This is a genomic window from Isoptericola sp. MSGPD8_1_ISO-PGPR-S23-394, from assembly GCF_058072785.1.
In genome coordinates, this window is record NZ_CM176517.1 from 1,574,757 (window position 1) to 1,601,050 (window position 26,294).

The following is a 26,294-nucleotide window of genomic DNA, read 5'->3' on the forward strand; positions in this document are numbered from 1 at the left end:
ATCATCTGAAGAGCTGCACGAGAGGACCCACCCATGGCTACCGCACCCGTCGAGGATCAGCGTCGGCTGCTCGAGGTCCAGGCCCTCGACACCAGGCTCCAGCAGCTCGCACACCAGCGCAGCCACCACCCGGCCCTCGCCACGCTCGCCGAGCTCGACCAGCGTCTGCGCGACCTGCACGGGTCCCTGGTCGACTCCCGGACGGCTGTCGCGGACCTCGAGCGTGACGTCACCAAGGCGGAGCGAGACGTCGAGCAGGTCCGCCAGCGTGCGGCGCGCGACCAGCAGAAGCTCGACGCCGGCGCGCTCGGCGCCAAGGACGCCACCGCCGTCATGAGCGAGCTCGAGTCGCTGGCCCGCCGCCAGAACGTCCTCGAGGAGGCCGAGCTCGAGCTCATGGAGCGGCTCGAGGCGCACCAGGAGGCGCTGGCCAAGGTCGAGGCCGCCCACGGCGAGCTGGTCGCCGCCCAGGAGAAGGCTGCCGCGGAGCGAGACGCCGCGTTCGCCGAGGTCGACGGCGCCGCCCAGCAGGTCGCTGCCGAGCGGGCCGCCACCGTCGACGGGCTCGACGCCGCGCTCGTCACCCTCTACGACCGGTTGCGCGCGCAGCTCGGTTCGGGTGCGGCCGCGCTGAACGGCAACCGCTGCGAGGGCTGCCGCCTCGAGCTGAACCCTGGCGACCTCGCCGCCGCGAAGAACGCCCCGCCCGAGCAGGTCGTCCGGTGCGAGGAGTGTGGCCGGATCCTCGTGCGCGCGGCGGCCTGATGCGGCGTCCGGCACCGGGAGCGCTCGCCCGGTACGACGGCGCGGTGCCCGCCACGGTGGTGCTGGTGCGCCACGGCGTGACGCCCCTGACCGAGGTCGGTGCACTCTCCGGGGGTGACGTGCCCGGCCCGTCGCTGACGACGGCGGGACGGCGACAGGCGGCGCAGGCCGCCGACGTCGTGTTCCGTATCGGCAAGGACCAGTGGCCCGACGTGCCGCGTCCGGACTCGCTGGTCGCCTCGCCGATGGTGCGCGCCCAGGAGACGGCGTCGGCCGTCGGCCGTCGGATCGGTGCGACGGTCCGCACGGACCAGCGGTTCGCCGAGATCCGTTTCGGCGACTGGGAGGCTCTCGTCCCCGAGCAGGTGCACGAGGGCTGGCCCGGCGAGCTGCGCCGGTGGGTCACCGAGGGGACGTTCGCCCCGCCCGGCGGCGAGTCCTACGTCGATCTCGGCGCCCGGGTGCAGCCGGCGCTGGACGAGGTGGCCGCGCACGCGGTCGGGAGCACCGCCGTCGTCGTCGCGCACGCCGCGGTCGTGCGCGCCCTGGTCGGCCTGGCCCTGGACGCGCCGCCGAACGCCTGGGGACGCGTCCGCATCCCGCCGTGCTCGTTGTCGGTCCTGCGCATCTGGCCGGACGGGGCCCGGGAGGTCACCGCCGTCGGGTACCCCGCCGCGGACTGACGGGTCGGTGCGGAGCACCCTCAGGAGATGACGAGCTCCAGGACGCGCGGCCCGCTGCGAGCGGGCGGCGCGCCCAGCGTCGCCTCGATCATCTGGTAGCTCAGGCCGGTGCCGACCTCGGTGCCGATCACCTCGCCGTCGAGCTCGCGGACGGCCGTGAGCAGCTCGTCCGCCGACGACGGCGGCCGACACGTCCGGCGCAGCAGGTGCCCGGTGAGCACGCCGCGGGTGTGCTTGGCGTTGTGCGAGACGACGGTGCGCCGGCCGTCGGTCTCGCGCACGACCCGGACGGTCACCCAGTCGGCAGCGTGCTCGCCGGTGGTCGCCGGCCTCCACGCTGCGAGGTAGGCGGCCGAGCGGCAGTCGACGACGACGTCCCCGGCCGCGCGCTGCGCCAGCGCGGCCGTCAGGTGGGGCCGCCAGGCGGTGGCGAGCTTCCCGACGCCCGGCAGGTCCACGCCCATCGAGAGCCGGTAGGCGGGGATGCGGTCGCCCGGGGCGACCACGCCCCACAGCCCCGAGAAGGTGCGGACCGAGTCCGTGGCGAGCGCACGGGCACGCCCGGTGAGGCCGCCCAGGCCCGCTGCCGCGTAGAGGACGCCGGTGTACACCTCGGTGGCGGGTGCGGCCGCGGCTGTCCGCAGCGAGGTGTTGCGGGCGACCTCCTCGGCGAGCGTCGCGCCGACCTTGAGGGCCTCCGTGGCTCCGGGGCCCGCGCTCACCGCGCACAGGGCGTCCAGCACGGCCTCGCGCTGCGAGGAGAGCTCCGGCGCCGTCAACGCCCGGAGGTCGACCGGGGTGCCACCGTCGGGCGCGGGGGTCTTGCCCTCGGAGGGCGGGAGGCAGATCAGCACCCGGACACCCTATGGGAGCATCGGGGCCATGACGTCCGACGAACGATGGCTCACCCGAGCGGTCGAGCTGGCGGTGTCCGGAGTGCCGGCGGGCGCAGGCCCGTTCGGGGCGCTCGTGATGCACGACGGCGAGGTCGTGGGCGAGGGGACCAACCGCGTGACCGTGGACCTCGACCCGAGCGCGCACGCCGAAGTCGTGGCGATCCGGGCCGCCTGCCGGGCGCTCGGCACGTTCAGCCTGGCCGGTGCCGTGCTCTACAGCTCGTGCGAGCCGTGCCCGATGTGCCTGGCCACCATCCTGTGGGCGCGCGTGGACCGGGTCGTGTTCGCCGCCGACCGGCACGACGCCGCCGCGGCCGGGTTCGACGACCGGCTGTTCCACGACGTGCTCGCCGGCCGCGCGCCTGCTCCGTTGCGCGTGGAGCAGCGGACCGTGGACGACGTGTCGGCACCGTTCGAGGCGTGGCACGCGTTCGACGGGAAGACTGCCTACTGAGGGGTATCCTTGCCGGGCGGACGAGTCGGTCGGACGGTCGCGTCGTCGCTGCTCCTCGGAGCGGTGGCGCCGAGGAACGTCCGGGCTCCGAAGGGCAAGGTGGTGGCTAACAGCCACCCGGGGTGACCCGCGGGACAGTGCCACAGAAAACAGACCGCCTGCACGCCTCGGCGAGCAGGTCAGGGTGAAACGGTGGTGTAAGAGACCACCAGCGTGGCCGGTGACGGTCGCGGCTCGGTAAACCCCACCTGGAGCAAGGTCAGACAGGCTGTGATCGAGGGCGGCCCGCCCGATTCTCTGACGAGAAGCGCAGTCGGGTAGACCGCTGGAGGCCTGTGGCAACGCAGGTCCTAGATGGATGACCGTCGCCCGTGCCGGGGCAACCCGGTGCGGGAACAGAACCCGGCGTACAGACCGGCTCGTCCGCTTCACACGGTCTGACCTGCGGCTTGATGCCGCAGAGGGTGGCCCAGTCCGCAGAGAGTCCGCAAGAATTTCTGCGTCGGCTCCCGGAAGGCCGTCGATCAGAGCCAGTCGAGGTACTGCTGGCGGGCCTTCATCGCGTGGATCACGAGCTCGTCGCCGGAGTCGAAGGCGAGGATGACGAGCTCCAGCACGCGTCCCGCCGGATCGACGCCCAGCAAGAGCCAGCGGCGAGGGTCGTCGTCCTCGTCGTCAAGCGGCTCGCGCAGCAGTGCGTGCAAGCCCGCGTACAGGACGACGTCGTCGGTGAGGCGGTCTCGCTTGTCGTGCTTGCGTGCGGACTCGTGGACCTTCACGCCACGTGGGCCCAGGCGCGGACCGCGGCGCGGATCGCCTCAGACTCGTTCGCCAGGCCTTCGTGCTCTGCGCGCTTCCGAAGGGCGGCCAGGGTTTGCTCATCGAGGCGGACCGTGACGGGGTTGCCGGGGCCGTGGCCGACGGCGGGGCGGCCGCGGCGACTCTTGCGGAGAGCGGGCAGGTCGTATCCGGCCTCGGCCTCGTCGGCCCACGCCTGGATCTGCTCGTCGGTGACCGACTTGCCGTGGATGGTGCGCTGCTTCTCATCCATAGGAATAACGTACACGAAAATGCGGCTTACGTGACCCTACGCGGCGGAGGTGCGGTCGTCCCGGCTAGCGGCAGGCGGCGCGAAGGCGCTGTCCACGGCGTCTCGGGTCCGGTCGTTCGCCGGCCGGAGGTGGGAGTAGGTGTCGAGTGTCTCGCCGGTGGACTTGTGGCCGAGGCGTGCTTGCACGACCTTCACGGAGGCGCCGTGGCGAATGAGCCGAGCGTAGTAGGTCCGGAGGTCGTGGAAGACGACCGCGTGGGCGGCGACCGATACCTTGACCGATGGATGGCTCGTCATCATGGCCGTCGCAGTATCCGCTTCCCTGGTAGCGGTGGATCGCAGTTCGACCGTGGCGGTGTCAGGCGCTGATTCTGAGGATTAGGTGGAGCGTCCCCAGCGAGAAGGGGCTCAGGTGCAAGGATGGACGCGTGAGCGGCTACTACCAACGTGCAGGGGCAGGGTTCTCCTACTGGCCGGCCGAAGCGCGCCCACGCTGGCGCGATGCGCAGGTTGGTGCTTTGGGTGCGCTCCTCGCGCACTGGTCCGTGCGGGCCAATGAGCCCGCGTTGCTGTCGTTGCCGACAGAGTCAGGAAAATCTGCCGTGGCGGTTGCGACGCCGCACCTCGTGGGCGCCACGTCAGTCCGTGACGGTGCGTTCGCCCAGGGAGGCGAACCCGGCGTACAGACCGACTCGTCCGCATCTCAGGTCCTTCCCGGACCGGCGACCGTCTTCCTGCCGTCCTCCCGGAGTGATGTCCCCTCGTCGCCGAGTCGTCGGCGGCGGCTTCAGGCGTCGGCGTCCTCGGCCGTGGCCGTCCTCGACCGGGCGCGGTGCCGTCGTCCGGTGACGAGGACGTGGCCCGCCGTGAGCACGACGGCGGCGACGGCGGCACCCACGATGGTGTCGAGCGCTCGTTCGACGATGCTGTCGACGATGGCCTCTGATCCTCCGGCGGTCTGCAGGACGACGGCCGGGGTCAGGAAGGTGACGAAGGCCCAGTACGGGAGCCTCATGTTCGCCCACGCGGCGGCGACCGTCAGCACGATCGCCAGCGTGGTGATGACGGCGGGCATTTCCTGGAGCACGGCGACGATCAGGACGGCGACCAGCGCGCCGGCCAGGGTGCCGGCCACGCGTGCCGCGATCCGGCCGGCGCTGTCGACGTAGTACGGCTGCACGACGACGAAGAAGGTGAGGATCATCCACCACGAGTCGGCGTCGAGAATGCTCATGGCGACGTAGGTCGCGATCCCGACCAACAGGCCGAGTGCGGCGGCGTAGTAGCCGGCCGTGTGCCAGGGGATCGTCTTCGGCGGTTTGACCGGGAACGCCCGGACGACGAGCTGACCGAGCGAGGCCGTCCAGAGGCCGCCGGCGAGAACGACGCCGATGGTGACGAGCCCGGCCGTCAGTGACGAGTCGGCCGGCACCGTGCCGGTCGGGAGCCGTACGTCCACGTCGCCGATCAGGGCGAACGACGCCAGGGGGCCGGCGAACGAGAGCATCAGGTGCCAGCCACGCACCGCGGCGAGTCCGGTCGCGACGGCGACGGTCGCCATGTAGAGCGCGCCGACGACCGGCATGTCGTGCAGCAGGAGAGACACCCCGATGAGCGCCGGAGTGACGAGGGCCGCGGCGAACCCGACGCGTGCGCCGGCGAACAACCCAATGATGACCGGCAGCATGCCCAGGTACCAGAGCGAACCGTTCGCGTGCCATGGGGAGATGCTGAGCACCACCAGGGGCGCCAGCAGGAGGACAGCGAGGAGCGCGACCGTGCCACGCGATGGCGCAGCTTTCGCCGCGGGCTGTGCGTCCGCTTCAGCCGTCATGTCGGCACACGCTAGCCGTCGGCCGCCAGAGGTGCACTCGCGGCGGTTCGACCCGTTGCGGCGAGCGTCGCGGTGCCGGGCGCCGCACCGGACGTGTGACGGTGGCTTGACGGGTGCCGGTGCTCGGGCGCGCGGAAGAGCAGCTGCGGTCGCCCGTCGTCCGCCTCCACCCGCTGGATCCGTATCCCGTAGACCGGTTCGAGGACGTCGGGTCGCAGCACCTCGTCGACCGTGCCCGACGCGACGACGTGCCCACGGTCGAGCAGCACGAGGCGGTCGCAGTAGCGGGCGGCGAGGTTGAGGTCGTGCAGCACGATGATCGTCGTCACACCCAGCTCGCGGACGAGGGCGAGGACCTCGTGCTGGAAGTGGATGTCGAGGTGGTTGGTCGGCTCATCCATCAGGAGGTGCGTGGCGCGTTGCGCGAGGGCTCGGGCGATCAGGACGCGCTGCTTCTCCCCGCCCGAGAGGTCGGCGACGTCGCGACCGGCGAGATGCTCGGCACCGACGCGACACAGGGCGTCGCCGGCGACGTCGATGTCGAGCTCGGACTGGCGCTGCCAGCCACGCAGGTGCGGGCTACGGCCCAGCAGCACGGTGTCGATCACCGAGAGCGGCAGCTCGCCGGGAGGCTCCTGCACCACGACGGCGATCTCGCGTGCGACGTCGCGGGCGCGCAGGCGGCGGATCGCCGCGCCGTCCACGGTGACCTCGCCCCGCGTCGGGCTCAGGGCACCGTAGAGCGCGCGCAGCAGCGTCGTCTTCCCGCTGCCGTTGGGACCGATGAGTCCCACGACCTCGCCGACGTCGGCCGTGACGGAGACGCGGTGCAGCACCTCGGCGTCGGTGTAGGCGTGGCTGACGTGCTCGCCCGAGATCATGAGCCGGTCCCGAAGCGCTCGACGATCCGCTCCAGCCCGTCCACGGAGAGCGGGGTGGGTGGCTCCGTGAAGTTGAAGAGCTGCACGAGCACGTCGTCGTTCTCGATCGCCTGGAGCGCATCGCTGCCGGGCAGCCCTTCCACCGCTTCCAGCACCCCGGACTCGTCGCCCTGGTGGAGCAGGACCAGCACGTCGGGGTCGCGGGCGATGAGCTCCTCGACGCTCACCTCGAAGACACGCTCCGCGGTGTCGTCGAAGACGTTGGTGAAGCCGGCGGCGTCGAGCTGGGGCTGGGCCATCGACCCGCGGCCGTAGGCGTAGAGGGGGCCGCCGCCCACCGACGGGTAGAGCACCGCGGCGTCGCGCTCGGGCGTGTCGGCCGTCGCCTCCTCCACCGCCGCGACCCGAGCCGTCAGGTCGGCGACGAGCTCCTCGGCCTCGTCGCGGCGGTCGAAGATCTCGCCGTACATCCCGATCTGCTCGTATAGGGACGCGAACGACGTCTCTCCGACGTCGGTGGGGCAGTAGACCGGCTGCACGAGCGTGTTCGAGCCGCCGTCGCGCAGGCCGTCGCGGGTGAGGCCCTCGGGCAGCCCGAGCGTGAGGTCGGGCTGCTGCGCCAGGACGACCTCGGCGTTGATCATGAGGTGGCCGGTCGTGTCGATCTCGTCGGAGAGCATCTCGACCTGGTCGATGCGCCGGTTGAGCTCGGCCGGGTAGTACTGGTAGGAGAAGGTCCCTGCCCGGGCGACGGCACGGTCGAGCACCCCGAGGCCGTCGAGGATCGTGACGGGCGCGGACTCCAGGAGCACGACGCGCTCCGGTGCCGACTCGAAGACCACCTCCTCGCCGCAGTTGTCGACGGTGAGGGGATAGGTGGTCCCGCCGGTCTGCGCCGCCGGTGCCGCGGACTCCTGCGCCGAGGCGCTGCAACCAGCGACGGCGAGAGCGAGGAGGCCGACGGCGAGCGAACGGGTCGTGTGCGCCATGGCGCCACGCTCCTTCCGGGTCATGAGTGGCGTGCGTACATGCGGCGGACGAGGACCAGCAGGAAGGGCGCGCCGACGATCGCGGTGAGGATGCCGATTGGCAGCTCTCGCGGTTGCATCGCGGTGCGAGCGAGGGCGTCGGCCCAGATCAGGAAGAGCGCGCCGAGGAGGGCGGCCACCGGCAGCATGCGGCTGTGCACGGCGCCCACGAGCCGGCGTGCGAGGTGCGGTATCACGAGGCCCACGAACCCGATCGCGCCGGCGGCGGCGACCACCGCCCCGGTGCACAGCGCCACGACGACGAGCATCCCGACGCGGGTGCGGTCGGGCGAGACGCCGAGCGTGAGCGCGGTCTCGTCTCCCGCGGCGACGGCGTCGAGCCGTCGTCCCTGGAGCAACAGCCCGGCGAAGGTCATCGCCACGACGACGACCACGATCGCGAGCACGACGTCCCAGCGGGCCAGGCTGAGGGACCCGAGCAGCCAGAACATGACCGACCGCGACCCCTCCGCGGAGTCGGACGCGAAGATGAGGAAGCTCGTGGCGGCGGAGAGGGCGTAGCCGACCGCGACACCGGACAGCAGCAGGCGTAGCGACGTGATCCGTCCGCCGGTCCGGGAGATGAAGAACACGAGCAGGGACGCCGCGAGGGCACCGAGGAAGGCGCTCAGCGGCAGCGAGTACGGACCGACCCCGGCGCCGAGGCCGAAGAGGATCGCTCCGGCGGCTCCCGTCGACGCACCGCCGGAGATGCCGAGGATGTAGGGGTCGGCCAGCACGTTGCGGACCATCGCCTGCAGGGTCGCGCCGCACAGGGCGAGGCCCGCGCCGACCGCCATGCCCAGCAGCACGCGGGGGATGCGCACGTTCCACACGATCGCCTCGTCGGAGCGTGACCACCCCACGTCGGCGGACAGGACTCCGACGTGGTGCAGCACGATGCGCAGGATGGTCTCGGGGGCGACGGCGACCGGGCCGATACCGGTCGTCGTGACCGCGGACGCCAGCAGCACCGCGGCCAGGGCGATCGTCCAGAGGGCGGTGCGACGCCGGGAGGCGCGGACGGAGCCGGCGAACGTCGCCGCGTGCGACGCCGGTTCTTCGCCGATGACAGCCATGGTGACGTGCCCCTGGTCAATTGCGACATCGTCGCATTTGCGACGATCGGACCACAGTAGTTCACCGCGTGCCGGACGGCGTCCGCTCGTCCGGTCCGTGGCCGGGGCTCGTCGCTGTCAGGATGAGTTCCATGTCGACACACCACGAGGCGCTGCACGCCGCGTCCGGGCCCGCGGCCGTCAGTGCCGCGGTCGCTGCGCTGCGCGAGCGTGGCGAGCGGGTCACGGCGCCGCGGCGGGCGGTGCTCGGTGTGCTCGCCGCGCACCCTGAGCCCCTCAGTGCCGATGACGTCGCGACGATGCTCGCCGGTGGGGACGTGCACCGGGCGACGGTCTACCGCACCCTCGACCTGCTGGTCGCGGCCGGCGTCGTGGCGCACAGCCGTCCGCTGGGTGGTGCCGCCCGGTATCACGTCACGGTGGCCGGGACGGCGCACGAGCACCTGCACGGGCACTGCCGTGCGTGCGGGACGATCGTGCCGCTGCCCGTGGACGCCCTCGACGCGACGACGGCCCGCGTGCGCGACGACACCGGGTTCTCCCTCGATCCCGGCCAGAGCACTCTGGCGGGGTTGTGCCGGGCGTGCCGTGACGATGCCGCGGGCGGATGACCTCGGGGAAGCGCCCCACCGGACGTCGGCGTAGTCCTGCTACGTCGTACGTGCCCCGACCTGCCGGAGGGCGCGCAGATACCGGCGGCGGTACACGTGCTGCGCGACCAGGGCCATGGGGAAGAACGGCTTCCAGAGCCTGCGTCCGGCGCGCGTCAGCGAACGCAGCGTCAGGGTGACGGTGCCGTCGTCGTCGCTGACCTTCGGTCGACCCAGGTGGTGCTGTGACAGCGTCACGAGGTCGTCGGGGCGGCCTCCCGCATCGCTGATCGCCGACCTGACGGCGCGCTCCTCGGTGGGGTGGAGCTTCCACGCGGTACTGGTGCCGGTGTCGTTCACGTCCCAGAGATCGTCGCCACGGTCACTCATCCCCGTCGAGCCGATGGTGAAGCGGGCGAGCGCCAACGCGATCTCGAAGTCTTCGTCGACGCGTGGGTCGAAGGTGAGCGAGGTGCCCCGGCGTCGCGTCCGGCCCAGACGATCCTCGGCGAGCCGGACGGCGGGCCGGGCCTCCGCCGGCCAGGCCTCGTCGGAGAGGACGTCGAGCCAGAGGACGGCCAAGCGGTCGCGTTGCGCCACGAGCGCTCCACGGATCGCCGCCTCGGCGGTCGCGCGGGTCGCGTCGTCGCTGACCACGAACCAGGAGGCGCCGTCGTCGCTGTGCTCGGTCACGGGCACAGCATGCCGCATCCCTGGCCTCGTCCCGGAGTGAGGCGGATCGAGTGGTGAGAGGGAAACGTCCGAGTGTCGGACGTCTTGTCGAAGCATGAAGTTCTGGTCAAGGAGTTCTCTGTGACGGGGTTCACTCCCGGGCCGTGCTGGTGTAGGTTGGCCGCATCGCGACGACGAGGTCGCGTGTCCTGATCGCCGGTGCCGCGCCGTGGCACGCAGGGGGCGTTGACTCCAGGGACGAAGGTGTGACAGTGACCCTCACCAGTGAGGTTCAGGCCGGCGGGATCGCTCTGACCGAGCGCCCGACGGAGAGCGTGGTGACGATGTGGGGCGAGGTCGACATCGCCCTGCGCAACGAGGCCTCGGCGGCGCTCGCCGGGGCGTTCCAGCGAGACCTGCCCGTCGTCGTGGACACGTCCCGGGTGACGTTCATCGACTCCGCGGGCATCGCCTTCCTCGTCCAGCTCTGCCGCATCGGGCAGGACGAAGGACTCCAGGTCTCGTTGCACGAGCCGCCGACTGCCATCCGCCAGGCGCTGCGCACGCTCGAGCTCGACACGCTCGTCGCAGGCTGACAGCACCACGACGGGGCCGACCGCCGCGGGTGGTCGGCCCCGTCGCATGGGCGTGATGTCGCCCCGGATCCGTCAGTGCGGCCGCGCGGCGAGGGACGCCGCGCCGACGATGCCGGCCCGGTTGCGCAGGGTCGCCGGGATGATGTCGGCGCGCAGGTCGAGCAGCGGCAGGAACTTCTCGTGGTGCTTGCTCACCCCGCCGCCGACCACGATCAGGTCGGGGGAGAGCAGCATCTCCACCGTCTCGAAGTAGCGCTGGAGCCTCTTGGCCCACTTCTCCCAGGACAGGTCCTCCCGGTCCCGGGCCGACTCGGCGGCCTTGTGCTCGGCGTCGTGCCCGTCGATCTCCAGGTGACCGAGCTCGGTGTTCGGCACGAGCGCACCGTCGACGAGCAGGGCGGAGCCGATCCCGGTGCCCAGGGTGGCCACGAGGACCACTCCGTCGCACCCCTGGGCCGCCCCGTAGCGCTGCTCGCCGACGCCGGCCGCGTCGGCGTCGTTGACCGCCACGGCCTCGTGGCCGGTCGCGTCCCGGACCAGGGCGGGCAGGTCGATCCCCTTCCAGGACTTGTGCAGGTTCGCGATGAAGCGGACGACGCCGTGGTCGAGCGGGGCGGGGAAGGCGACGCCGATCGGGGCGTCGTCGGGAAGATCGAAGCCGCCGACGAGCTCGGCGAGGATCTCGCCCACGGCCTCGGGGGTCGATTTGTCGGGGGTGCGGATCCGCTGCCGCTCGGCGGTGAACTCGCCGGTGGCCAGGTCGACCGGTGCGCCCTTGATCCCGGACCCGCCGACGTCGATGCCGAAGGCCACCCGGTGCTCTCGTTGCTCAGCCATGGGCACCATCTTGGTGCAGGATCGAGTCATGAGCGAGAACAGTCCGCGCCCGACGCAGTTCTGGTACAACACCGAGACCGGCGAGGTGGAGGAAGCGGCGCAGAAGTCGTCGTGGACCCACCTCATGGGCCCGTATCCCACGCGCGAGGCGGCCGAGCAGGCGCTCGACACCGCCTCGCGTCGCAACGAGTCCTGGGAGGACGAGGACAGCGACTGGCGCGGGCAGGGCTGACCAGGGGCCGGCCGGGGCCCGGCTACTGCTGGAAGGAGTGCTCCGTCGAGGGGAACGCGCCCGAACGCACCTCGCCGGCGAAGTCCGCGGCCGCCTGCTGCAGCGCGCGGCCCAGCTCGGCGTAGCGGCGGGCGAATCGGGGTGACCAGTCCGTCATCCCCGCCATGTCCGTCCACACCAGCACCTGGCCGTCGACGTGCGGCCCGGCGCCGATCCCGATCGTCGGGATCTGCAGGAACTCGGTGATGCGCTCGGCGACCTCCACCGGCACCATCTCCAGCACGACCGCGACTGCCCCGGCCTCCTGGACGGCCAGAGCGTCCTGGCTGAGTTCCTCGGCGGCGTCGTCGCCCCGGCCCTGGACCCGCGGGCCGCCGAGCGCGTTCTCCGACTGCGGGGTGTAGCCGAGGTGCCCGACGACGGGGATCCCGGCCTCCGAGATCGCCCGGATCTGGGCGGCCGCCCGCCGGCCGCCCTCCAGCTTCACGGCCGACGCGCCGGTCTCCTTCATCACGCGGACGGCCGACGCGAGCGCCTGCTCGGGCCCGGCCTCGTAGGTGCCGAACGGCAGGTCGACGACGACGAACGCGTGCCGCGTCGCCGAGGCGACCGCGCGTCCGGCGCGCACCATGTCGTCCAGCGTGACCGGGAGCGTCGTGGCGTGCCCCAGCATCGTGTTGCCGATCGAGTCGCCGACGAGCAGCGTGTCGATCCCCGCAGCGTCGAGGAGCGCCGCGGTGGGCGCGTCGTAGGCGGTCAGCATCGTGATCCGCTCGCCGCGCTCCTTGGCCTGCTGCAGGTGGTGGACCCGCACGCGGCGGGCGCCGTGCGCGATGCCGGGGACGTCCTCGCCCTGCGGGGTGACGGACCTCACATCCGGTCCGGAGGGGCTCTGGGGCGCAGGATTCTGGCTCGTGGTTGCCATGGTCGATAGCGTAGGCGACAGCCGGGTGGGACCTCGTCTCGCGATCTCGTCCTCCCTGGTCGACGGCGCCGGAACGGTTCGTCATCCACGGGCAACAGGTATCGGGCAGGATGGGGTCATGGACAGGCAGCAGGAGTTCGTGCTCCGCACGGTCGAGGAGCGCGACATCCGCTTCATCCGTCTCTGGTTCACCGACGTGCTGGGGGTGCTCAAGTCCGTCGCGGTCGCCCCGGCGGAGCTCGAGCAGGCCTTCATCGAGGGCATCGGGTTCGACGGCAGCTCGATCGAGGGACTGACGCGGGTCTACGAGGCGGACATGATCGCCAAGCCCGACCCGACGACGTTCCAGGTACTTCCCTGGCGCGGGGAGCGGCACGGCACGGGGCGGATGTTCTGCGACATCCTCACGCCGGAGGGCGAGCCCTCCCTGGCGGACTCCCGCAACGTCCTCAAGCGCCAGCTCGCCAAGGCCAGCGACAAGGGCTTCACCTTCTACACCCACCCCGAGGTGGAGTTCTACCTCTTCAACCAGATGTCCTCGAGCGAGCAGCCGCTCGTCCCCGTCGACGACGGCGGCTACTTCGACCACCTCGCCCGCGGCAGCACGCACGACTTCCGGCGCGCCGCGATCACGATGCTCGAGTCGATGGGCATCTCGGTGGAGTTCTCCCACCACGAGGCGGGACCGGGCCAGAACGAGATCGACCTGCGGTACGCCGACGCGCTCACCACGGCCGACAACCTCATGACGTTCCGCACGGTGGTCAAGGAGGTGGCGCTCGAGCAGGGGGTCTTCGCCTCCTTCATGCCGAAGCCGCTCGCCGACAAGCCGGGCTCGGGCATGCACACCCACATGTCGCTGTTCGAGGAGGACCACAACGCCTTCCACGAGCCCGGTGCGCAGTTCGAGCTGTCCAAGACGGGCCGCCAGTTCATCGCCGGCCTGCTCGTCCACGCCGGTGAGATCACCGCGGTGACGAACCAGCACGTGAACTCGTACAAGCGGCTCTGGGGCGGTGCGGAGGCGCCCAGCTACATCTGCTGGGGTCACAACAACCGGTCCGCCCTGGTGCGCGTCCCGATGTACAAGCCGGGCAAGGGCAACTCCTCGCGGGTCGAGTACCGTGCGCTGGACTCGGCCGCGAACCCCTACCTCGCCTTCGCCGTGCTGCTCGCCGCCGGGCTCAAGGGCATCGAGGAGGGCTACGAGCTCCCCGAGGCAACCGAGGACGACGTGTGGGAGCTGACCGGCTCCGAGCGGCGGGCGCTCGGCATCGCGCCGCTGCCCGACTCGCTCGACGAGGCGATCGAGCTCATGGAGTCCTCCGAGCTCGTCGCCGAGACGCTCGGCGAGCACGTCTTCGACTACGTGCTGCGCAACAAGCGCACCGAGTGGGACGCCTACCGTGCGCAGGTCACCCCCTACGAGCTGCGCACGTCGCTGCAGTTCCTCTGAGAGGCCTCGTCCGCCGGTGCCGCACGGTCGGTAGGGTCGTGTCGTGAGCTCGACGACGTCCGGCACCGGTAGACGCGACACCCCCACCCGACGACTCCTGCGAGCCGGCTTCGCCGACCTCGGCCGGTCGGCGGACCTCTGGGCCGACGAGTCGTTGCAGGCATGTCTGGGGGACGACGGCGGCGACGTGCTCCTGAGGGCGCTCGGGGCCACCGCGGACCCCGACCTGGCGCTCCTCCAGCTCGTCCGTCTCGTCGGTGCCCCCGGCGTCGGCGACGACCTGGGAGAGCTGCTCGCCGCCGGGGAGTCCGGGCCGGAGAGCCGAGCCCGGGCCCGACTCCTGGCGGTACTCGGCGCGTCGTCGGCGCTCGGCGACGAGATCATCCGCCGCCCGGAGCTGCTCGGCGTCCTCGCCGACGAGGACTCCGGCATCGGTACCGACCCGGCCGCGGTGCGCGCAGAGCTCCTGCGTGCCGTCGGTGCCGACCCGTCCGCCGAGGTCCCGGTCGCCGCTCCCGACCCCGAACCGGCGTCGGACGGGCCGCCGTCCTGGCCGGACGCGCAGGCCACCACCTCCACGGACACGCTGCGCCGCGCCTACCGGGCACGGCTGCTGAGGATCGCGGCCACCGACCTCACCGCCGGTGACCCGCTGGCCGTGCTGCCCACCGTCGCCGCCGCCCTGTCCGACCTCGCCGCGGCGGCGCTGGAAGGAGCGCTCGCCGTGGCCCGCTCCCAGGTGCCCGACCACGGTGCCGGCGTCCGGCTCGCCGTCGTCGGGATGGGCAAGACGGGCGGCCGCGAGCTCAACTACGTCTCCGACGTCGACGTCGTCTACGTCTGCGAACCAGCCACGACGCCGGACGGGCGACCGGTGATGGAGGAGTCGGAGGCCATGCGAATCGGGACGCAGCTCGCGTCACGGCTGCAGAAGGTCTGCGGCGGCACCTCGATCGAGCCCTCCCTGTGGGAGGTCGACGCCGCGCTGCGTCCCGAGGGGAAGCAGGGGCCGCTCGTGCGCTCGCTCGAGAGCCACGTCGCCTACTACGAGCGCTGGGCGGCGACCTGGGAGTTCCAGGCGCTGCTCAAGGCGCGGCACGTCGCGGGCGACGCCGAGCTCGGTGCCGCCTACCGCGACGCCGTCGACCCGTTCGTGTGGGCGGCGGTCAACCGCGACCACTTCGTCGAGGACGCCCAGGCGATGCGTCGACGCGTCGAGGAGCACGTGCCCGTCGCGGAGGTCGACCGCCAGATCAAGCTCGGCAAGGGCGGCCTGCGGGACGTCGAGTTCACGGTGCAGCTGCTCCAGCTCGTGCACGGCCGCACCACCGAGTCGATCCACGCGGCCAACACCTTCGCCGCGCTCGACGCGCTCGCGCACGCGGGCTTCGTGGGACGTGAGCACGCCGCGCGGATGGGGGAGTGCTACCGGTTCCTGCGTTCCCTCGAGCACCGGGTCCAGCTCTTCCGGCTGCGCCGCACGCACCTCCTGCCGACGTCGGAGGAGGACCTGCGCCGGCTGGCCCGGTCGCTCGGCATGCGAGGCCAGGGGGCCGACGACCTCCTGCGACGCTGGCGCGACACCCGCCGCGAGGTCCGCGCGTTGCACGAGGCCGTCTTCTACCGACCCCTGCTGCCCGCGTGGGCGCAGCTCTCCGACGACGAACTCTCGCTCGCCCCGGACGCCGCGCGGGCGCGGTTCGCGGCGGTCGGGTACCGAGACCCCGACGGCGCCATACGCCACGTCGTGGCGCTCACCGAGGGCACCTCGCGACGCGCGGCGTTGCAGCGCCAGCTGTTGCCGGTGATGCTCGGCTGGTTCGCCGAGGGGGCGGACCCTGACGCCGGGCTGCTCGCCTTCCGCAAGCTGTCCGAGACCCTCGGTGCCACGCCCTGGTACCTGCGGCTGCTGCGGGACTCCGGGAACGCCGCCTACCACCTCGCCCACCTGCTGGCGTCGTCCCGCTACCTGGCCGACGCCCTGGCGCGGTCCCCGGAATCGGTGCAGTGGCTCGCCGACACCTCACGCCTCGAGCCCCGCGGACCGCAGCGGCTCGCCGCGGAGGCCGACGCCGTGCTCACCCGGGTGGACGACCCCGGCCCCGCCGCGACGAAGCTCCGTGCCCTGCGTCGCCGCGAGCTGGCGCGCACCGGCGCGGGCGAGGTGCTCGGGGTGCTCGACCCCGTCCGTGCCCAGGCGGCGATCTCCGACGCGGCGGACATGGTCCTCCTCGGCGGGCTTCGCGTCGCCGAGTACGCCACCCGTACCGAGATGGGGCTCGGCACCGACGCGGCGGCCAACCCGACGAGGATGCTCGTGGTCGCGATGGGGCGGATCGGCAGCCGGGAGATGGGCTACGGCTCCGACGCGGACGTGATGTTCGTCCACGACCCGGTGCCCGGTGCCGACGCCGCGCAGGCGAAGGACTTCGCGCTGCGCACGGCGCGCACCCTGCAGAAGATGCTCTCCGCCGTCGGACCCGAACCGAACCTGCCCGTGGACGCGGACCTGCGCCCGGAGGGACGTCAGGGCGCGCTCGTGCGCACCTTCGACTCCTACGTGGAGTACTACGAGCGGTGGATCGACGTCTGGGAGCAGCAGGCCCTGCTGCGCGCGCGCCCGCTCGCCGGCGCCCTCGGCGGGGACGCCGAGCTGGCCGGCCGCTTCGCGACCCTCGTCGACCGGTACCGCTACCCGGCCGGTGGGCTCCCGGAGGCCGCCCTGCGCGAGGTGCGCCGCATCAAGGCCCGGGTGGAGTCCGAACGGCTCCCACGGGGCGCGGACCCGACACGCCACCTCAAGCTCGGCCGGGGAGGCGTCTCCGACGTGGAGTGGGCCGCGCAGCTCCTGCAGCTCCAGCACGCCCACGAGGTGCCCGGCCTGCGGGTGACCGAGACGGTCTCGGCCCTCGATGCCGCGGAGTCGGCCGGCCTGCTCGACCCGTTGGACGCCGAGTGGCTGCGCGAGGCGTGGATGCTCGCCTCGCGCCTGCGGTCCGCGCTGGTGCTCTGGTCCGGCAAGGTCGGCGGGCCTCGTGGCGACGTGCTGCCCGCCGACGCGTGGGCGCTGTCCGGGCTGGCGAACCTCCTCGGCGACGTCGGCACCGGCGGCGAGCTCGAGGAGCTCTACCTGCGCACGTCCCGCAGAGCACGGACCGTCATGGAGCGCGTCGTCTACGGCGAGGACTGAGGCTCAGTCCTCCGGTTCCGTGGGCGGGGACTGGTGCTGCGCTGCGCTGCGGGCGCGTCCCTCGTTCCTCGGCCCGCACCCTACGCTGCGCTCCGCGTCAGTCCTCCGAGCCTGGTGGTCGGACTGGTGCTGCGCTGCGCTGCGGGCGCGTCCCTCGTTCCTCGGCCCGCACCCTACGCTGCGCTCCGCGTCAGTCCTCCGAGGCGAGGGTGAGGCTGTTGAGCCGGCTGCCCGCGTACCAGGTGCCCACGACGATGCCGACCACGATGAGGGCGCACGCCAAGCCGAGGCCGACGTCGGAGGCCACGACGCCGGCCGGGGCGATCGCCTCCGTCACCGACAGCGCCCACTGCTGGATGCTGAGGTTCCGGGCGCCCGGGACGAAGCTGCCGACGAGACTCTCCCAGACCAGCGCGTAGATGAGGCCGATGATGACGGCGTGCCGCGTGACGATGGTCAGGAGCATGAACAGCACGGTGTAGACGGCGCCGGCGGCCAGCGCCCCGACCCCGAACGCGAACACCGTCTGCACCTCGGTGCCCAGGATCACGGCGGCGATCATCGTCGGGACCACGGCCAGTGCGACCACGGCGCCGACCGACACCACGAGCTTGCTCTGCACGATGGTGTGCCGGGAGACCGGCTTGGCGAGCAGGTGCACGATCGAGCCGTCGTCGATCTCGGGGGCGATGGCCCCGGTGCCGACGATGAGGCCGAACAGCGGCAGGAACGTCGAGAAGACGATGGTCCGCAGGACGGTCGCGCCGTCGGCCGGCGAGCCCGGGGCGAGCAGCCTGGTCGCGACCGCGATGACGAGGATCAGCAGGGCCAGGGCGCCGAGCAGCCACAGGCGGCGACCGCCGAGCATCCCCTGGGCGGTGAGTCGGATGATGGTGCGGTTCACGGTGGCTCCTAGGTGGCGACCAGGTAGGAGAAGACGCTCTCGAGCGACTCGTCGGCGGGAGAGACCTCGAACAGGCGGACGCCGGTGTCCCGGGCGACCCGCGGGAGCAGCTCCGCGAAGCGCAGGAACTCTCGGGCCTGGACACGCAAGACGCCGTCCTCGAGGCTGACTCCCGCCGTCGAGGGGTCGGCCACGAGGGCCGAGGCGAGCACGCGGTCGTCGCTCGAGACGATGGTGTACTGGTGCGGGCGGTCGGTCATCAGCCGCCGGATCTCGCGGTAGTCGCCCGACGCCGCGTACCGGCCGGCGACGACCACCTCGATCTGGTGCGCGAGCTGTTCGACCTCCTCGAGGATGTGCGAGCTGAACAGCACGGTGCGGCCCTCGGCCCCCATGCGCCGCAGCAGCTCGATCAGGTGCAGGCGCTGACGCGGGTCCATGCCGTTGAAGGGCTCGTCCAGGAGCAGCACCGTCGGGTCGTGCACCAGGGCGGAGGCCATCTTGACCCGCTGCTTCATGCCCTTGGAGTACTCGCCGACCTTGCGGTCCTGGGCGTCCTGCATGGCGACGGTGGCCAGCGCCCGCTGCGCGGCGGCGCCGGCGTCGGCCAGGCCGTGCAGCTCGGCGCTCGCGACCACCAGCTGGCGCCCCGTGAGGTAGTCGTAGGTGGCCTCCCGCTCGGTGACGATGCCGAGCACGCGGTAGGCCTCCGGGTTCTTCCAGGTCGACGCGCCGTCCAGCGTCACGGAACCTGCCGACGGTGGCAGGAAGCCCGCGAGCATGTTGATCAGCGTGGACTTCCCGGCGCCGTTCGGCCCGAGCAGTCCGGTGATCCCCGGGCCGATCGACATCGAGACGTCGTTGACCGCGACGACGTTGCCGAACCAGCGCGAGCACTCCTCGATCCTGAGCGTGGCCATCAGACCTTCACCTTCCGGTAGCGACGGTTCAGGGCCACGTAGGCCAAGGCGACGACGGCCAGGGACACCAGGAGGAACACGGGGCCGGCGAGGTCGCCGGTCGGTCCGGCGGGCGTCGAGCTCGAGACGCCGAACGCCCACACCTGCACACCGTCCACCAGCGTCATGGGCGAGAAGAGACCGATCCATCCGGCCGTGACGGGGTCGTCGGCCTCGAAGGCCACCACCCCCTGCATGCTGGAGACGATCGAGTAGCTGAGTACCAGCACGGTGACGATCCCGGCGATCCCGAAGCCACGCCGTGAGGTGAGCGACGCGATCAGCAGAGAGATGCTGGACAGGACGGCGGCGAACAGCACCGCACCGAGCAGAGCCTGGGCGACGTCCGCCGTCTCGCGCCCGGCGTCGAACCCGGCGGCGAGCGAGCCGAGGTACAGCACCAGCAGGGGAGCGGCGAGCAGCAGGAAGACGGCGGTGGTCAGTGCGGCGAGCTTGGCCCGCACGTAGTCGACCCGCTCCAGAGGCCGGGCGAGGTAGAGCGACAACGAGTGGAAGCGGAGGTCGAGGGAGACAGCCTGGGGTGCCGCCACCGCGACGAAGATCGCCAACGCGGCCTGGAGCACCATCGCGTAGCGGGTGTACGGCAGGACCGGGCCGGTGAGCTGCCCCATCTGCTCGCCCACCACGGCGACGACGGCGAGCACGATCGCCGGCAGCAGCACGACGACGACCATGCCCATGGGCACCACCTTGGACCGGGCGGCTCGCCCCAGCCCGAAGGCACCGCGCAGGCTGTGGGCGTAGAGCCCGAGCGTGATTCCGCGCCGGGTGAGGCGTTCGCCGTCGTACCCGCGATAGCCGATGTTGTGGATGACGCCTGCCGGCGCGCTGTCAGCGCGCGACATCGGTGGCCTCCTCGTCGAACACCTCGGCGATGTGGTGGCGGCGCGGCTCCAGCCGCACCAGGCCGAGCCCATGGTTCGCGACCGTGTCACGCACCCTGTCGTACGTCTCGTCGCCCTCGAGCTCGACCAGCAGCAACGGTCCGTCCCGCACCACCCGGAGGCCCGCGGCCGTCAGCGCCGTCGCGGCGTCGTCGGGGTCGGCGAGCACCTCCAGGGCGAGCTGGGCGCTGGACCGTGTGAAGTCGGCGACCGTCGACGAGCGCAGGAGCGTGCCGCCGTCGACGATCACGACGCCGTCGCAGATGCGCTCCAGCTCGCCGAGCAGGTGGGACGTCACCAGCACGGAGATCCCGAAGTCGGTGTGGATGCGCCGCACCAGCGAGAGCATCTCATCGCGTCCGGCCGGGTCCAGTCCGTTGGTCGGCTCGTCGAGGAACACCACGTCCGGGTCGTGCACCAGGGCCTGCGCGAGCTTGACCCGCTGCTTCATGCCGGTGGAGTAGCCGCCGATCGGGCGATAGCGCTCCTCGTAGAGACCCACGTGGCGCAGCGTGTCGGCGGCGCGCTCGCGGGCGGCCGACGTCGGCAGCCCGGACATGCGGGCCAGGTGGACGACCAGCTCGGTCGCCGACATGTCGCCGGGCAGGCAGTCGTGCTCGGGCATGTACCCGACGCGGCTGCGCAGGGCGAGCCCGTCGGCGGCGATGTCGTGCCCCAGCACGGTGGCGGATCCCGACGTCGGTGCGGTCAGGCCCAGCAAGATCTTGAGCAGCGTCGACTTGCCCGCGCCGTTGGCGCCGACCAGACCCGTCACGCCGTCGCCGATGTCGATGGTCAGCGCGTCGAGCGCGGTGACCCGGGGGTACCTCTTGGTGAGTCGTTCCGTGGAGATGACTGGCACGCGCCTCACGCTAGCGACGCGGGACGACCGCGGATAGCCCGTCGGGCGCTTACCAGGGAATTCTCAGGGTGAACCCTGACGGCGCCGAGCCGAAGGGATGAGCGGCGGGTCGTCCGACAGACTGGCCGGCGGGAGCGCGATCCACCCCTCGGTGCGAGCCGTCCTGGACGGCGTCGGGTGGCACGGGCTCGCAGCGGTCGAGCAGCACGAGGCCCGCGACGACGGCGCACACGACGGCGTCCAGGGCGTCGTCGGACTCATGGCAGAGCGCCGTGTGCTGGCCGAGGTCGAGCCACGGCATGTTTGTCTCGACCTGGTCGATGATGTCGGCGCGCACCGCGACGTTGGCCGGCTCGGCACCCTTGTAGCTCCGGTACGGCAGCCCCCAGATCTTCAGTGCCGCCGCCGGGTACGTCTCCACGACGGCGCCCGATCCTCCGGTCCGGTCGACCGCCGTACCCGCGCGGACCAGGCGAGCGAGCACGGCCGCGCACCGCATGGCGGTGGCGCCGATCCGCTCGGCGGAGACGCTCAGCGGCCTGACGCCGACGTGTTCGACGACGCGCCGGTCCGTCGCCCGCTGCAGGAGCGGGGCGCGGCTGTGCGGGACGTCGAGGTCGAGGCCGCCGTCGCGGTGCGCGACGACGAAGTCGACGAACGCCGTCGGCCAGCCCAGCGGGCAGTCGATGCCGGTCCTGTCGGCGCGGTCGACCAGCGTGACGAGGTCGTCGTCGTCCGCTCCGAGTGCGAGCTCCGTCAGCCGCGCTTCCGACCGTGATCCGTGGGCGTGCCACTCGATCGTCGCGACGCCGGTCTTCCGGGGGTCGGTGGAGAGGTCGATGCCGCCGGACCGCATCGTGAGGTCCTACGACGCCACGCGCTCGCGGCTGCCTGGAGCGCGGGACGGCGGCGCGGCGAGCGCGGGTGCGTTCATCTCGGCCCAGACCTCGTCGAGGGAGAGGTCGAGGACGTCGGCGATCGCTGCGATGGTGGGAAAGGCCGGGGTGGCGACGCGACCGGTCTCGATCTTCCGGAGCGTCTCCGGAGAGACACGTGCGTCCAACGCGGTCTGGAGCATCGAACGGTCTCCTCGGGCGCGACGGAGCAGGGCGCCGAGGCGGCGTCCACGCTCGACGTCCTCAGCAGTGAGCGGCAACCTGACCATGCTGCCGATTGTAGTACCGGGATAGTATGGCCGGGATAGTTATTGCAATCGTGGAAGAGGCCCTGCGTGATCGAGATCCTGAACCCTGCCGAGCTGGCCCGCGCGAAGGACGCCGGAGCCCTGGTGGCCGACATCCTGCAGTCGCTGAAGAGCCGGAGCGTGGTGGGGACGAACCTGCTGGACATCGACCGGTGGGCGCGGTCGATGATCGACGACGCAGGCGCGACGTCGTGCTACGTCGACTACGAGCCCTCGTTCGGGCGTGGCCCGTTCGGTCACTACGTCTGCACCGCGGTGAACGACGCCGTGCTGCACGGCCGACCGCACGACGCGACGCTCCGTGACGGCGACCTCCTGACGCTCGACCTCGCCGTCATCCTCGACGGCGTGGCCGCAGACTCCGCGATCAGCTTCGTCGTCGGTGGCTCGACGCCCGCGGCGAGCGTCGCGATGATCGAGACGACGGAACGTGCGCTGGCGGCGGGTATCGCCGCGGCCCGGCCCGGGGCACGCATCGGTGACATCTCCTACGCCATCGGCACCGTGCTGTCCGAGGCCGGGTACCCGATCAACACGGAGTTCGGCGGCCACGGGATCGGGTCGACGATGCACCAGGACCCGCACGTGGCGAACACCGGGCGGCCCGGCCGCGGGTACAGGCTGCGGCCGGGCCTGCTGCTGGCCCTCGAGCCGTGGGTCATGGAGGACACCTCCGAGCTCGTCACGGACCCGGACGGCTGGACGCTGCGCAGCGCGACCGGCTGCCGGACCGCGCACAGCGAGCACACCATCGCGATCACCGACGACGGGGCCGAGATCCTCACGGTGCCGACGCCGTCGGCACCGTGAGGATCTCCGCGTTGCTCGGTCAGGCGCGTTCCACGGGCAGCCAGATCTCGCAGGTGGCGGTCGTGAAGTCCTCGTCGTGCTCGAGGACCGCCACGATCGACGGTCCGAGACGCAGCCGCCACGGGTTCGACGGGAACCACTCGGACGCGGTGGCCGCGTAGGCCTCCTGCAGCGCCTGCGGGTGCGGCCCCTGGGTCGTGAACACCGCCCAGCTCCCGGCGGGGACGGCGATGCTGTCCAGGTCGTCGGGGACCGGCGTGCCGTCGCTGACGGCGACGCCGTGCAGGTAGGTCAGCTCGGTGCCCTCCGGGCTGTCCTGCTCCAGCTCGTCGCTGACCTGCAGGATCCCGGCGGGGGAGGTGTTGCTCATCTCCTTGAGTCGCAGGTGCTCCTCCGCGGGGATCGCGGCGACGTGCTCTTGGATGTGCGGGTTGACGCCCTCGTGGACGAGCGGCACCCGGGTGGCGTGTCCGACGAGGCGGACGTCGGGCCGTTCGGTGAGGCGGACGTGCATGGGTCTGTTCCCTTTGACGGTCAGGCGGAACCTGAGCTGCTGTTGACTGCGGAAGGGGCCCCCGTCGCGCCGCGCCGCGCTGAGACCGAGGCCGTGGACGGCGCGGAACGCGCGTCCGAACGCCTCGGTCGAGCCATAGCCGTACCGGACGGCCAGCGTCAGCAGGTCGTCGGACGACGCCGCCACGTCGGCCGCTGCGACGGTCATGCGCCGACGGCGGACGTACTCCGAGACGGGCATGCCCGCCAGCGACGAGAACATCCGTCGCAGGTGGTGCTCGGTGGTCCCGTGCTCGGCCGCCACCGCGGCGACGTCGACCTGCTCTGCCGCCGCCTCCTCGACGGCGTCCATCAGGTGGTTCAGCGCTGCGAACATGTCGGACCTCCTTCCGCGGACCAGCCTCCGGGAACGGGAGGCGTCCGCGCCCGATCATCGCGGACCGGTTCGATCATCGCGGTATGGCGTTGCGGAACGACGAAGGCCCCGCCAGTGGCGGGGCCTTCGTGGTGACGTCGCAGTGACCTGTGTGGGCCCCTCCGGTCCGAACCCACCATTGGAGGATGGGTGACCACTGACGGTCTGCTCGCCAGTATCCGCAACGGCGCCTGGCTCGACGCACAGGTGTTCCCACCGATGCAGTGGGCGGTGCGCGGGCTCGGCGCCGAGGGCTTCGGTCTCGTCGTCGGCCCGCCCAAGCTCGGCAAGTCCTGGTTCGTGCTCGGCGTCGGCCTCTCGGTCGCCTGCGGCGGCCGCGCCCTCGGCCACATCGACGTCGAGAAGCGCCCCGTGCTGTACGCAGCCCTCGAGGACGGCGACCGCCGGATGCAGGCCCGCTCGCGTCAGCTACTCGACGGCGAACCGATCCCGGCCGGCTTCGAGTACTTCACCAGCGCGACACCGGCGGAGATCCTGCCGATGCTCGACACCTGGCTCGAGATCTGCCCGAACGGGCTGGTGCTGCTCGACACGCTCGGCAAGGTGATGCCGCCGAGCGCAGCGGGGGAGTCCGCCTAGGGGAGCAGTCCACCTAGCTGTACCCGGTCATGAGGTTGGTGCCAGTTCCGGTTGGCGAGAGGGAGGACCTCCGGGCTTAGTGGAGATGTCTGAAGTCTTCACAACCCGGAGGTCCTCGTGTCCCACGCTAATGCCCGTCTGACCGCTCGCGGCAGGATGTTGATCGTCGAGCGTCGCCGCCGGGGCTGGAAGCAGGCCCACATCGCTGCGGCGATGGGCGTCTCGCGCAAGTGTGTCCGCTACTGGTTGCACCGGTTCGCAGGCGAGGGCGAGGCCGGCCTGGCCGACCGGTCCTCGCGCCCGCACCACTGCCCGACCAGGACCCCACGTCAGGTCGAGGCCAGGGTCGTCGCCATGCGCCGGGCCGAGCGGCGCGGGCGCGACCAGATCGCGGCCGAGCTTGGGGTGCCGGCCCGGACCGTCTCGAGGATCCTGGCCCGTCACGGCATGCCACACCTGGCGCTGCTGGACCCGATGACCGGCGAACTCCTGCGCGCCTCGAAGACGACTGCCGTGCGCTACGAACGAGACCGACCCGGTGAGCTGGTCCACATGGACGTCAAGAAGCTCGGCCGCATCCCCGACGGTGGCGGCTGGCGTGCCCACGGGCGCGGCGCCGGGGACAACCGGGACCGCAAGAACGGGACCGGCTACGACTACGTCCACTCCCTCGTGGACGACCACTCCCGCCTGGCCTACTCCGAGATCCTCACCGACGAGAAGGGCACCACCTGCGCCGCGTTCCTGGACCGTGCGATCGTCTACTTCGCCGCCCACGGCATCACCCGGATCGAACGCCTCATGACCGACAACGCCTGGGCCTACCGCTGGTCCCTGCGCGAGATCTGCGCCGCCCACGGCATCCGGCAGAAGTTCATCAAGCCGCACTGCCCCTGGCAGAACGGCAAGGTCGAACGCCTCAACCGCACCCTGGCCACCGAATGGGCCTACCGGCAGGTCTTCACCTCGAACGACGAACGCACCGCAGCCCTGGCACCCTGGATCGAGTACTACAACACCCGACGCCGCCACCAAGCCCTCGACGGCCTACCCCCGACCAGTCGGCTGGCACCAACCTCATGACCGGGTACACCTAGCGCGTCGCCGACCAGTCGCACGAGCACGTCGCGACTCATACCGCCCAGGCTCGCCAGGAGGCTCTGCAGCTTCGGGCGCTCCTCTGGGGTGGCGTTGGCAACCCGAGCTTCGAGCGCAGCGATGAGTCTGTCTGTGGCAGCCTCGGGGGACGGGTGTGCGCCGGTGAGATCGTAGGCCCGTCCGCTGACGTCGCGCACGAAGACCGGCTTGCTGCCGGCCTTGTGTAGCGAGACGAGTCCCTGACGCTCAAGCGCGAGGAACGATGAGCGCGCGTCACCGCCCGTCACGCCCGCCCGGGCCGCGATCGCATCACATTCGTGGCGCCCCTTCCCCGCGTCGAGGTCCAGAACCGCCTCCTTCAGGACCGGGAAGTCGCGGCTCCACCAGACGTCGCCGAGGTACTCAGTGTCAGTGCTCATACGTGTCGAGAGGCTCGATCAGCGCGCCCTGATACTTGCGATGACCGTCGCCCCGGGCACATGTCGCAAACGGACGGCTGATCTGTCAGAACGATGCAACCATGGCCGTAGCGACCGTAGTTGCGTGGCGACTGACCGATACGTCGCAGTGGTGAGCGGTGATGGTCGCGCGTAGCGTCACGAGCATGGTGTCGGAAGGCGTGAAGCAGACGCAGCTCGCTGCAAACCTGCTCGCGCCGATGTACGCCGGTCGGCCTGTCGCTGAAGTAAGAGCGGCGCTGGACGGCGAGCTGTCAAAGCGCGGGGTAGACCCACCAGTCGAGGTGCGACGGTGGGTTGCTGACGTTGTAGCTGGCGGAGAGGTTCAGGTCGCTGTTCTCCTGGCGCCGTGGCCACCTGGATACGCTCAGTAACGGGGCTCAACGCAGATGAGGGT

30 protein-coding genes and 1 other RNA gene are annotated in these 26,294 nt (G+C 71.6%); 12 read left to right on the forward strand and 19 right to left on the reverse strand.

The window, feature by feature from the left end:
• The first annotated feature begins 33 nt into the window (after window positions 1-33).
• Together AC3RJ8_RS06985 and AC3RJ8_RS06990 are read left to right on the forward strand one after the other, a co-directional pair.
• The gene (locus AC3RJ8_RS06985; RefSeq protein WP_489715183.1) at window positions 34-765 is read left to right on the forward strand and encodes a zinc ribbon domain-containing protein; all 732 of its coding nucleotides are present in this window, start codon (window positions 34-36) and stop codon (window positions 763-765) included.
• Window positions 765-1,448: a histidine phosphatase family protein gene (locus AC3RJ8_RS06990; protein WP_489715184.1), complete on the forward strand. Its 684-nt coding sequence runs from the start codon at window positions 765-767 to the stop codon at window positions 1,446-1,448. The genes AC3RJ8_RS06985 and AC3RJ8_RS06990 overlap by 1 nt, the downstream gene beginning before the upstream one ends.
• 20 nt (window positions 1,449-1,468) lie before the next feature.
• Here AC3RJ8_RS06990 and AC3RJ8_RS06995 read toward each other — a convergent pair whose 3' ends face one another.
• On the reverse strand, window positions 1,469-2,302 hold the full coding sequence (locus AC3RJ8_RS06995; protein ID WP_489715185.1) for a YaaA family protein: 834 nt from the start codon (window positions 2,300-2,302) through the stop codon (window positions 1,469-1,471).
• Window positions 2,303-2,330: 28 nt separating this feature from the next.
• Here AC3RJ8_RS06995 and AC3RJ8_RS07000 point away from each other — a divergent pair, with 28 nt between their 5' ends.
• Entirely contained in the window at window positions 2,331-2,798 is a 468-nt protein-coding gene (locus AC3RJ8_RS07000) for a nucleoside deaminase (protein ID WP_489715186.1), read from the forward strand.
• A 21-nt stretch (window positions 2,799-2,819) separates the two neighbouring features.
• Window positions 2,820-3,224: RNase P RNA component class A (gene rnpB, locus AC3RJ8_RS07005), an RNA gene on the forward strand.
• A 98-nt stretch (window positions 3,225-3,322) separates the two neighbouring features.
• On the opposite strand, the gene AC3RJ8_RS07010 is transcribed toward rnpB, so the two are convergent.
• The 7 genes from AC3RJ8_RS07010 to AC3RJ8_RS07040 form a co-directional block, all read right to left on the reverse strand.
• Window positions 3,323-3,577: a toxin gene (locus AC3RJ8_RS07010; protein WP_489715187.1), complete on the reverse strand. Its 255-nt coding sequence runs from the start codon at window positions 3,575-3,577 to the stop codon at window positions 3,323-3,325.
• Window positions 3,574-3,849, reverse strand: a complete 276-nt coding sequence (locus AC3RJ8_RS07015; RefSeq protein ID WP_407317451.1) for a ribbon-helix-helix domain-containing protein — start codon at window positions 3,847-3,849, stop codon at window positions 3,574-3,576. Before AC3RJ8_RS07015 ends, AC3RJ8_RS07010 begins: the two co-directional genes overlap by 4 nt.
• 36 nt (window positions 3,850-3,885) lie before the next feature.
• The gene (locus tag AC3RJ8_RS07020; protein ID WP_489715188.1) at window positions 3,886-4,149 is read right to left on the reverse strand and encodes a tyrosine-type recombinase/integrase; all 264 of its coding nucleotides are present in this window, start codon (window positions 4,147-4,149) and stop codon (window positions 3,886-3,888) included.
• Window positions 4,150-4,636: 487 nt separating this feature from the next.
• Entirely contained in the window at window positions 4,637-5,683 is a 1,047-nt protein-coding gene (locus AC3RJ8_RS07025; RefSeq protein ID WP_489715189.1) for an FUSC family protein, read from the reverse strand.
• An 11-nt stretch (window positions 5,684-5,694) separates the two neighbouring features.
• Window positions 5,695-6,564, reverse strand: a complete 870-nt coding sequence (locus AC3RJ8_RS07030) for an ABC transporter ATP-binding protein (RefSeq protein WP_489715190.1) — start codon at window positions 6,562-6,564, stop codon at window positions 5,695-5,697.
• Window positions 6,561-7,553, reverse strand: a complete 993-nt coding sequence (locus tag AC3RJ8_RS07035) for an ABC transporter substrate-binding protein (RefSeq protein ID WP_489715191.1) — start codon at window positions 7,551-7,553, stop codon at window positions 6,561-6,563. Before AC3RJ8_RS07035 ends, AC3RJ8_RS07030 begins: the two co-directional genes overlap by 4 nt.
• 20 nt (window positions 7,554-7,573) lie before the next feature.
• The gene (locus tag AC3RJ8_RS07040) at window positions 7,574-8,671 is read right to left on the reverse strand and encodes a FecCD family ABC transporter permease (RefSeq protein WP_489715192.1); all 1,098 of its coding nucleotides are present in this window, start codon (window positions 8,669-8,671) and stop codon (window positions 7,574-7,576) included.
• Between the two features lie 131 nt (window positions 8,672-8,802).
• On the opposite strand from AC3RJ8_RS07040, the gene AC3RJ8_RS07045 reads away from it, so the two are divergent.
• Window positions 8,803-9,282 carry a Fur family transcriptional regulator gene (locus tag AC3RJ8_RS07045; protein ID WP_489715193.1) on the forward strand — a complete coding sequence of 160 codons (480 nt, stop codon included), beginning with the start codon at window positions 8,803-8,805 and terminating at the stop codon, window positions 9,280-9,282.
• Window positions 9,283-9,321: 39 nt separating this feature from the next.
• Here AC3RJ8_RS07045 and AC3RJ8_RS07050 read toward each other — a convergent pair whose 3' ends face one another.
• Complete coding sequence (locus AC3RJ8_RS07050) at window positions 9,322-9,954, reverse strand: hypothetical protein (RefSeq protein WP_489715194.1); 633 nt, start codon at window positions 9,952-9,954, stop codon at window positions 9,322-9,324.
• Between the two features lie 251 nt (window positions 9,955-10,205).
• Between AC3RJ8_RS07050 and AC3RJ8_RS07055 the strand changes: the two genes are divergently transcribed.
• A complete protein-coding gene (locus tag AC3RJ8_RS07055; protein ID WP_489715195.1) occupies window positions 10,206-10,529 on the forward strand; it encodes an STAS domain-containing protein in 324 nt (107 codons plus the stop codon).
• Window positions 10,530-10,601: 72 nt separating this feature from the next.
• On the opposite strand, the gene ppgK is transcribed toward AC3RJ8_RS07055, so the two are convergent.
• Window positions 10,602-11,366 (reverse strand): polyphosphate--glucose phosphotransferase, encoded by a 765-nt coding sequence (gene ppgK, locus AC3RJ8_RS07060; RefSeq protein ID WP_489715196.1) that lies wholly within the window; start codon window positions 11,364-11,366, stop codon window positions 10,602-10,604.
• Between the two features lie 28 nt (window positions 11,367-11,394).
• Here ppgK and AC3RJ8_RS07065 point away from each other — a divergent pair, with 28 nt between their 5' ends.
• Window positions 11,395-11,598: an SPOR domain-containing protein gene (locus tag AC3RJ8_RS07065; RefSeq protein ID WP_489715197.1), complete on the forward strand. Its 204-nt coding sequence runs from the start codon at window positions 11,395-11,397 to the stop codon at window positions 11,596-11,598.
• Between the two features lie 22 nt (window positions 11,599-11,620).
• Here the strand turns inward: AC3RJ8_RS07065 and panB are convergent, their stop codons facing one another.
• Window positions 11,621-12,523, reverse strand: a complete 903-nt coding sequence (gene panB, locus AC3RJ8_RS07070) for a 3-methyl-2-oxobutanoate hydroxymethyltransferase (RefSeq protein WP_489715198.1) — start codon at window positions 12,521-12,523, stop codon at window positions 11,621-11,623.
• Between the two features lie 118 nt (window positions 12,524-12,641).
• Between panB and AC3RJ8_RS07075 the strand changes: the two genes are divergently transcribed.
• Window positions 12,642-13,979 (forward strand): glutamine synthetase family protein, encoded by a 1,338-nt coding sequence (locus tag AC3RJ8_RS07075; RefSeq protein ID WP_489715199.1) that lies wholly within the window; start codon window positions 12,642-12,644, stop codon window positions 13,977-13,979.
• Window positions 13,980-14,022: 43 nt separating this feature from the next.
• Window positions 14,023-17,169 (forward strand): bifunctional [glutamine synthetase] adenylyltransferase/[glutamine synthetase]-adenylyl-L-tyrosine phosphorylase, encoded by a 3,147-nt coding sequence (locus tag AC3RJ8_RS07080; RefSeq protein ID WP_489715200.1) that lies wholly within the window; start codon window positions 14,023-14,025, stop codon window positions 17,167-17,169.
• A gap of 190 nt (window positions 17,170-17,359) precedes the next feature.
• Here AC3RJ8_RS07080 and AC3RJ8_RS07085 read toward each other — a convergent pair whose 3' ends face one another.
• The 6 genes from AC3RJ8_RS07085 to AC3RJ8_RS07110 are packed head-to-tail and all read right to left on the reverse strand — an operon-like array spanning window position 17,360 to window position 21,964.
• Window positions 17,360-18,073, reverse strand: coding sequence for an ABC transporter permease (locus AC3RJ8_RS07085; protein WP_489715201.1), 714 nt, complete (start codon window positions 18,071-18,073; stop codon window positions 17,360-17,362).
• An 8-nt stretch (window positions 18,074-18,081) separates the two neighbouring features.
• Window positions 18,082-18,993: an ABC transporter ATP-binding protein gene (locus AC3RJ8_RS07090; protein WP_489715202.1), complete on the reverse strand. Its 912-nt coding sequence runs from the start codon at window positions 18,991-18,993 to the stop codon at window positions 18,082-18,084.
• Window positions 18,993-19,898: an ABC transporter permease gene (locus AC3RJ8_RS07095; RefSeq protein WP_489715203.1), complete on the reverse strand. Its 906-nt coding sequence runs from the start codon at window positions 19,896-19,898 to the stop codon at window positions 18,993-18,995. The genes AC3RJ8_RS07090 and AC3RJ8_RS07095 overlap by 1 nt, the downstream gene beginning before the upstream one ends.
• Entirely contained in the window at window positions 19,885-20,799 is a 915-nt protein-coding gene (locus AC3RJ8_RS07100; RefSeq protein WP_489715204.1) for an ABC transporter ATP-binding protein, read from the reverse strand. The genes AC3RJ8_RS07095 and AC3RJ8_RS07100 overlap by 14 nt, the downstream gene beginning before the upstream one ends.
• 49 nt (window positions 20,800-20,848) lie before the next feature.
• Window positions 20,849-21,655: a DUF429 domain-containing protein gene (locus AC3RJ8_RS07105; RefSeq protein ID WP_489715205.1), complete on the reverse strand. Its 807-nt coding sequence runs from the start codon at window positions 21,653-21,655 to the stop codon at window positions 20,849-20,851.
• A 9-nt stretch (window positions 21,656-21,664) separates the two neighbouring features.
• Window positions 21,665-21,964: a helix-turn-helix domain-containing protein gene (locus AC3RJ8_RS07110; RefSeq protein WP_489715206.1), complete on the reverse strand. Its 300-nt coding sequence runs from the start codon at window positions 21,962-21,964 to the stop codon at window positions 21,665-21,667.
• Between the two features lie 66 nt (window positions 21,965-22,030).
• Between AC3RJ8_RS07110 and map the strand changes: the two genes are divergently transcribed.
• Window positions 22,031-22,813 carry a type I methionyl aminopeptidase gene (gene map, locus AC3RJ8_RS07115; RefSeq protein WP_489715207.1) on the forward strand — a complete coding sequence of 261 codons (783 nt, stop codon included), beginning with the start codon at window positions 22,031-22,033 and terminating at the stop codon, window positions 22,811-22,813.
• 19 nt (window positions 22,814-22,832) lie between these two features.
• On the opposite strand, the gene AC3RJ8_RS07120 is transcribed toward map, so the two are convergent.
• Window positions 22,833-23,702 carry a GyrI-like domain-containing protein gene (locus tag AC3RJ8_RS07120; protein WP_489715208.1) on the reverse strand — a complete coding sequence of 290 codons (870 nt, stop codon included), beginning with the start codon at window positions 23,700-23,702 and terminating at the stop codon, window positions 22,833-22,835.
• A 189-nt stretch (window positions 23,703-23,891) separates the two neighbouring features.
• Between AC3RJ8_RS07120 and AC3RJ8_RS07125 the strand changes: the two genes are divergently transcribed.
• Both AC3RJ8_RS07125 and AC3RJ8_RS07130 read left to right on the forward strand, forming a co-directional pair.
• Window positions 23,892-24,341 carry an AAA family ATPase gene (locus AC3RJ8_RS07125; protein WP_489715209.1) on the forward strand — a complete coding sequence of 150 codons (450 nt, stop codon included), beginning with the start codon at window positions 23,892-23,894 and terminating at the stop codon, window positions 24,339-24,341.
• Window positions 24,342-24,458: 117 nt separating this feature from the next.
• Complete coding sequence (locus AC3RJ8_RS07130; protein WP_489712705.1) at window positions 24,459-25,424, forward strand: IS481 family transposase; 966 nt, start codon at window positions 24,459-24,461, stop codon at window positions 25,422-25,424.
• On the opposite strand, the gene AC3RJ8_RS07135 is transcribed toward AC3RJ8_RS07130, so the two are convergent.
• Window positions 25,352-25,858, reverse strand: coding sequence for a hypothetical protein (locus tag AC3RJ8_RS07135; RefSeq protein WP_489715210.1), 507 nt, complete (start codon window positions 25,856-25,858; stop codon window positions 25,352-25,354). The genes AC3RJ8_RS07130 and AC3RJ8_RS07135 overlap by 73 nt on opposite strands.
• Window positions 25,859-26,294 lie beyond the last annotated feature (436 nt).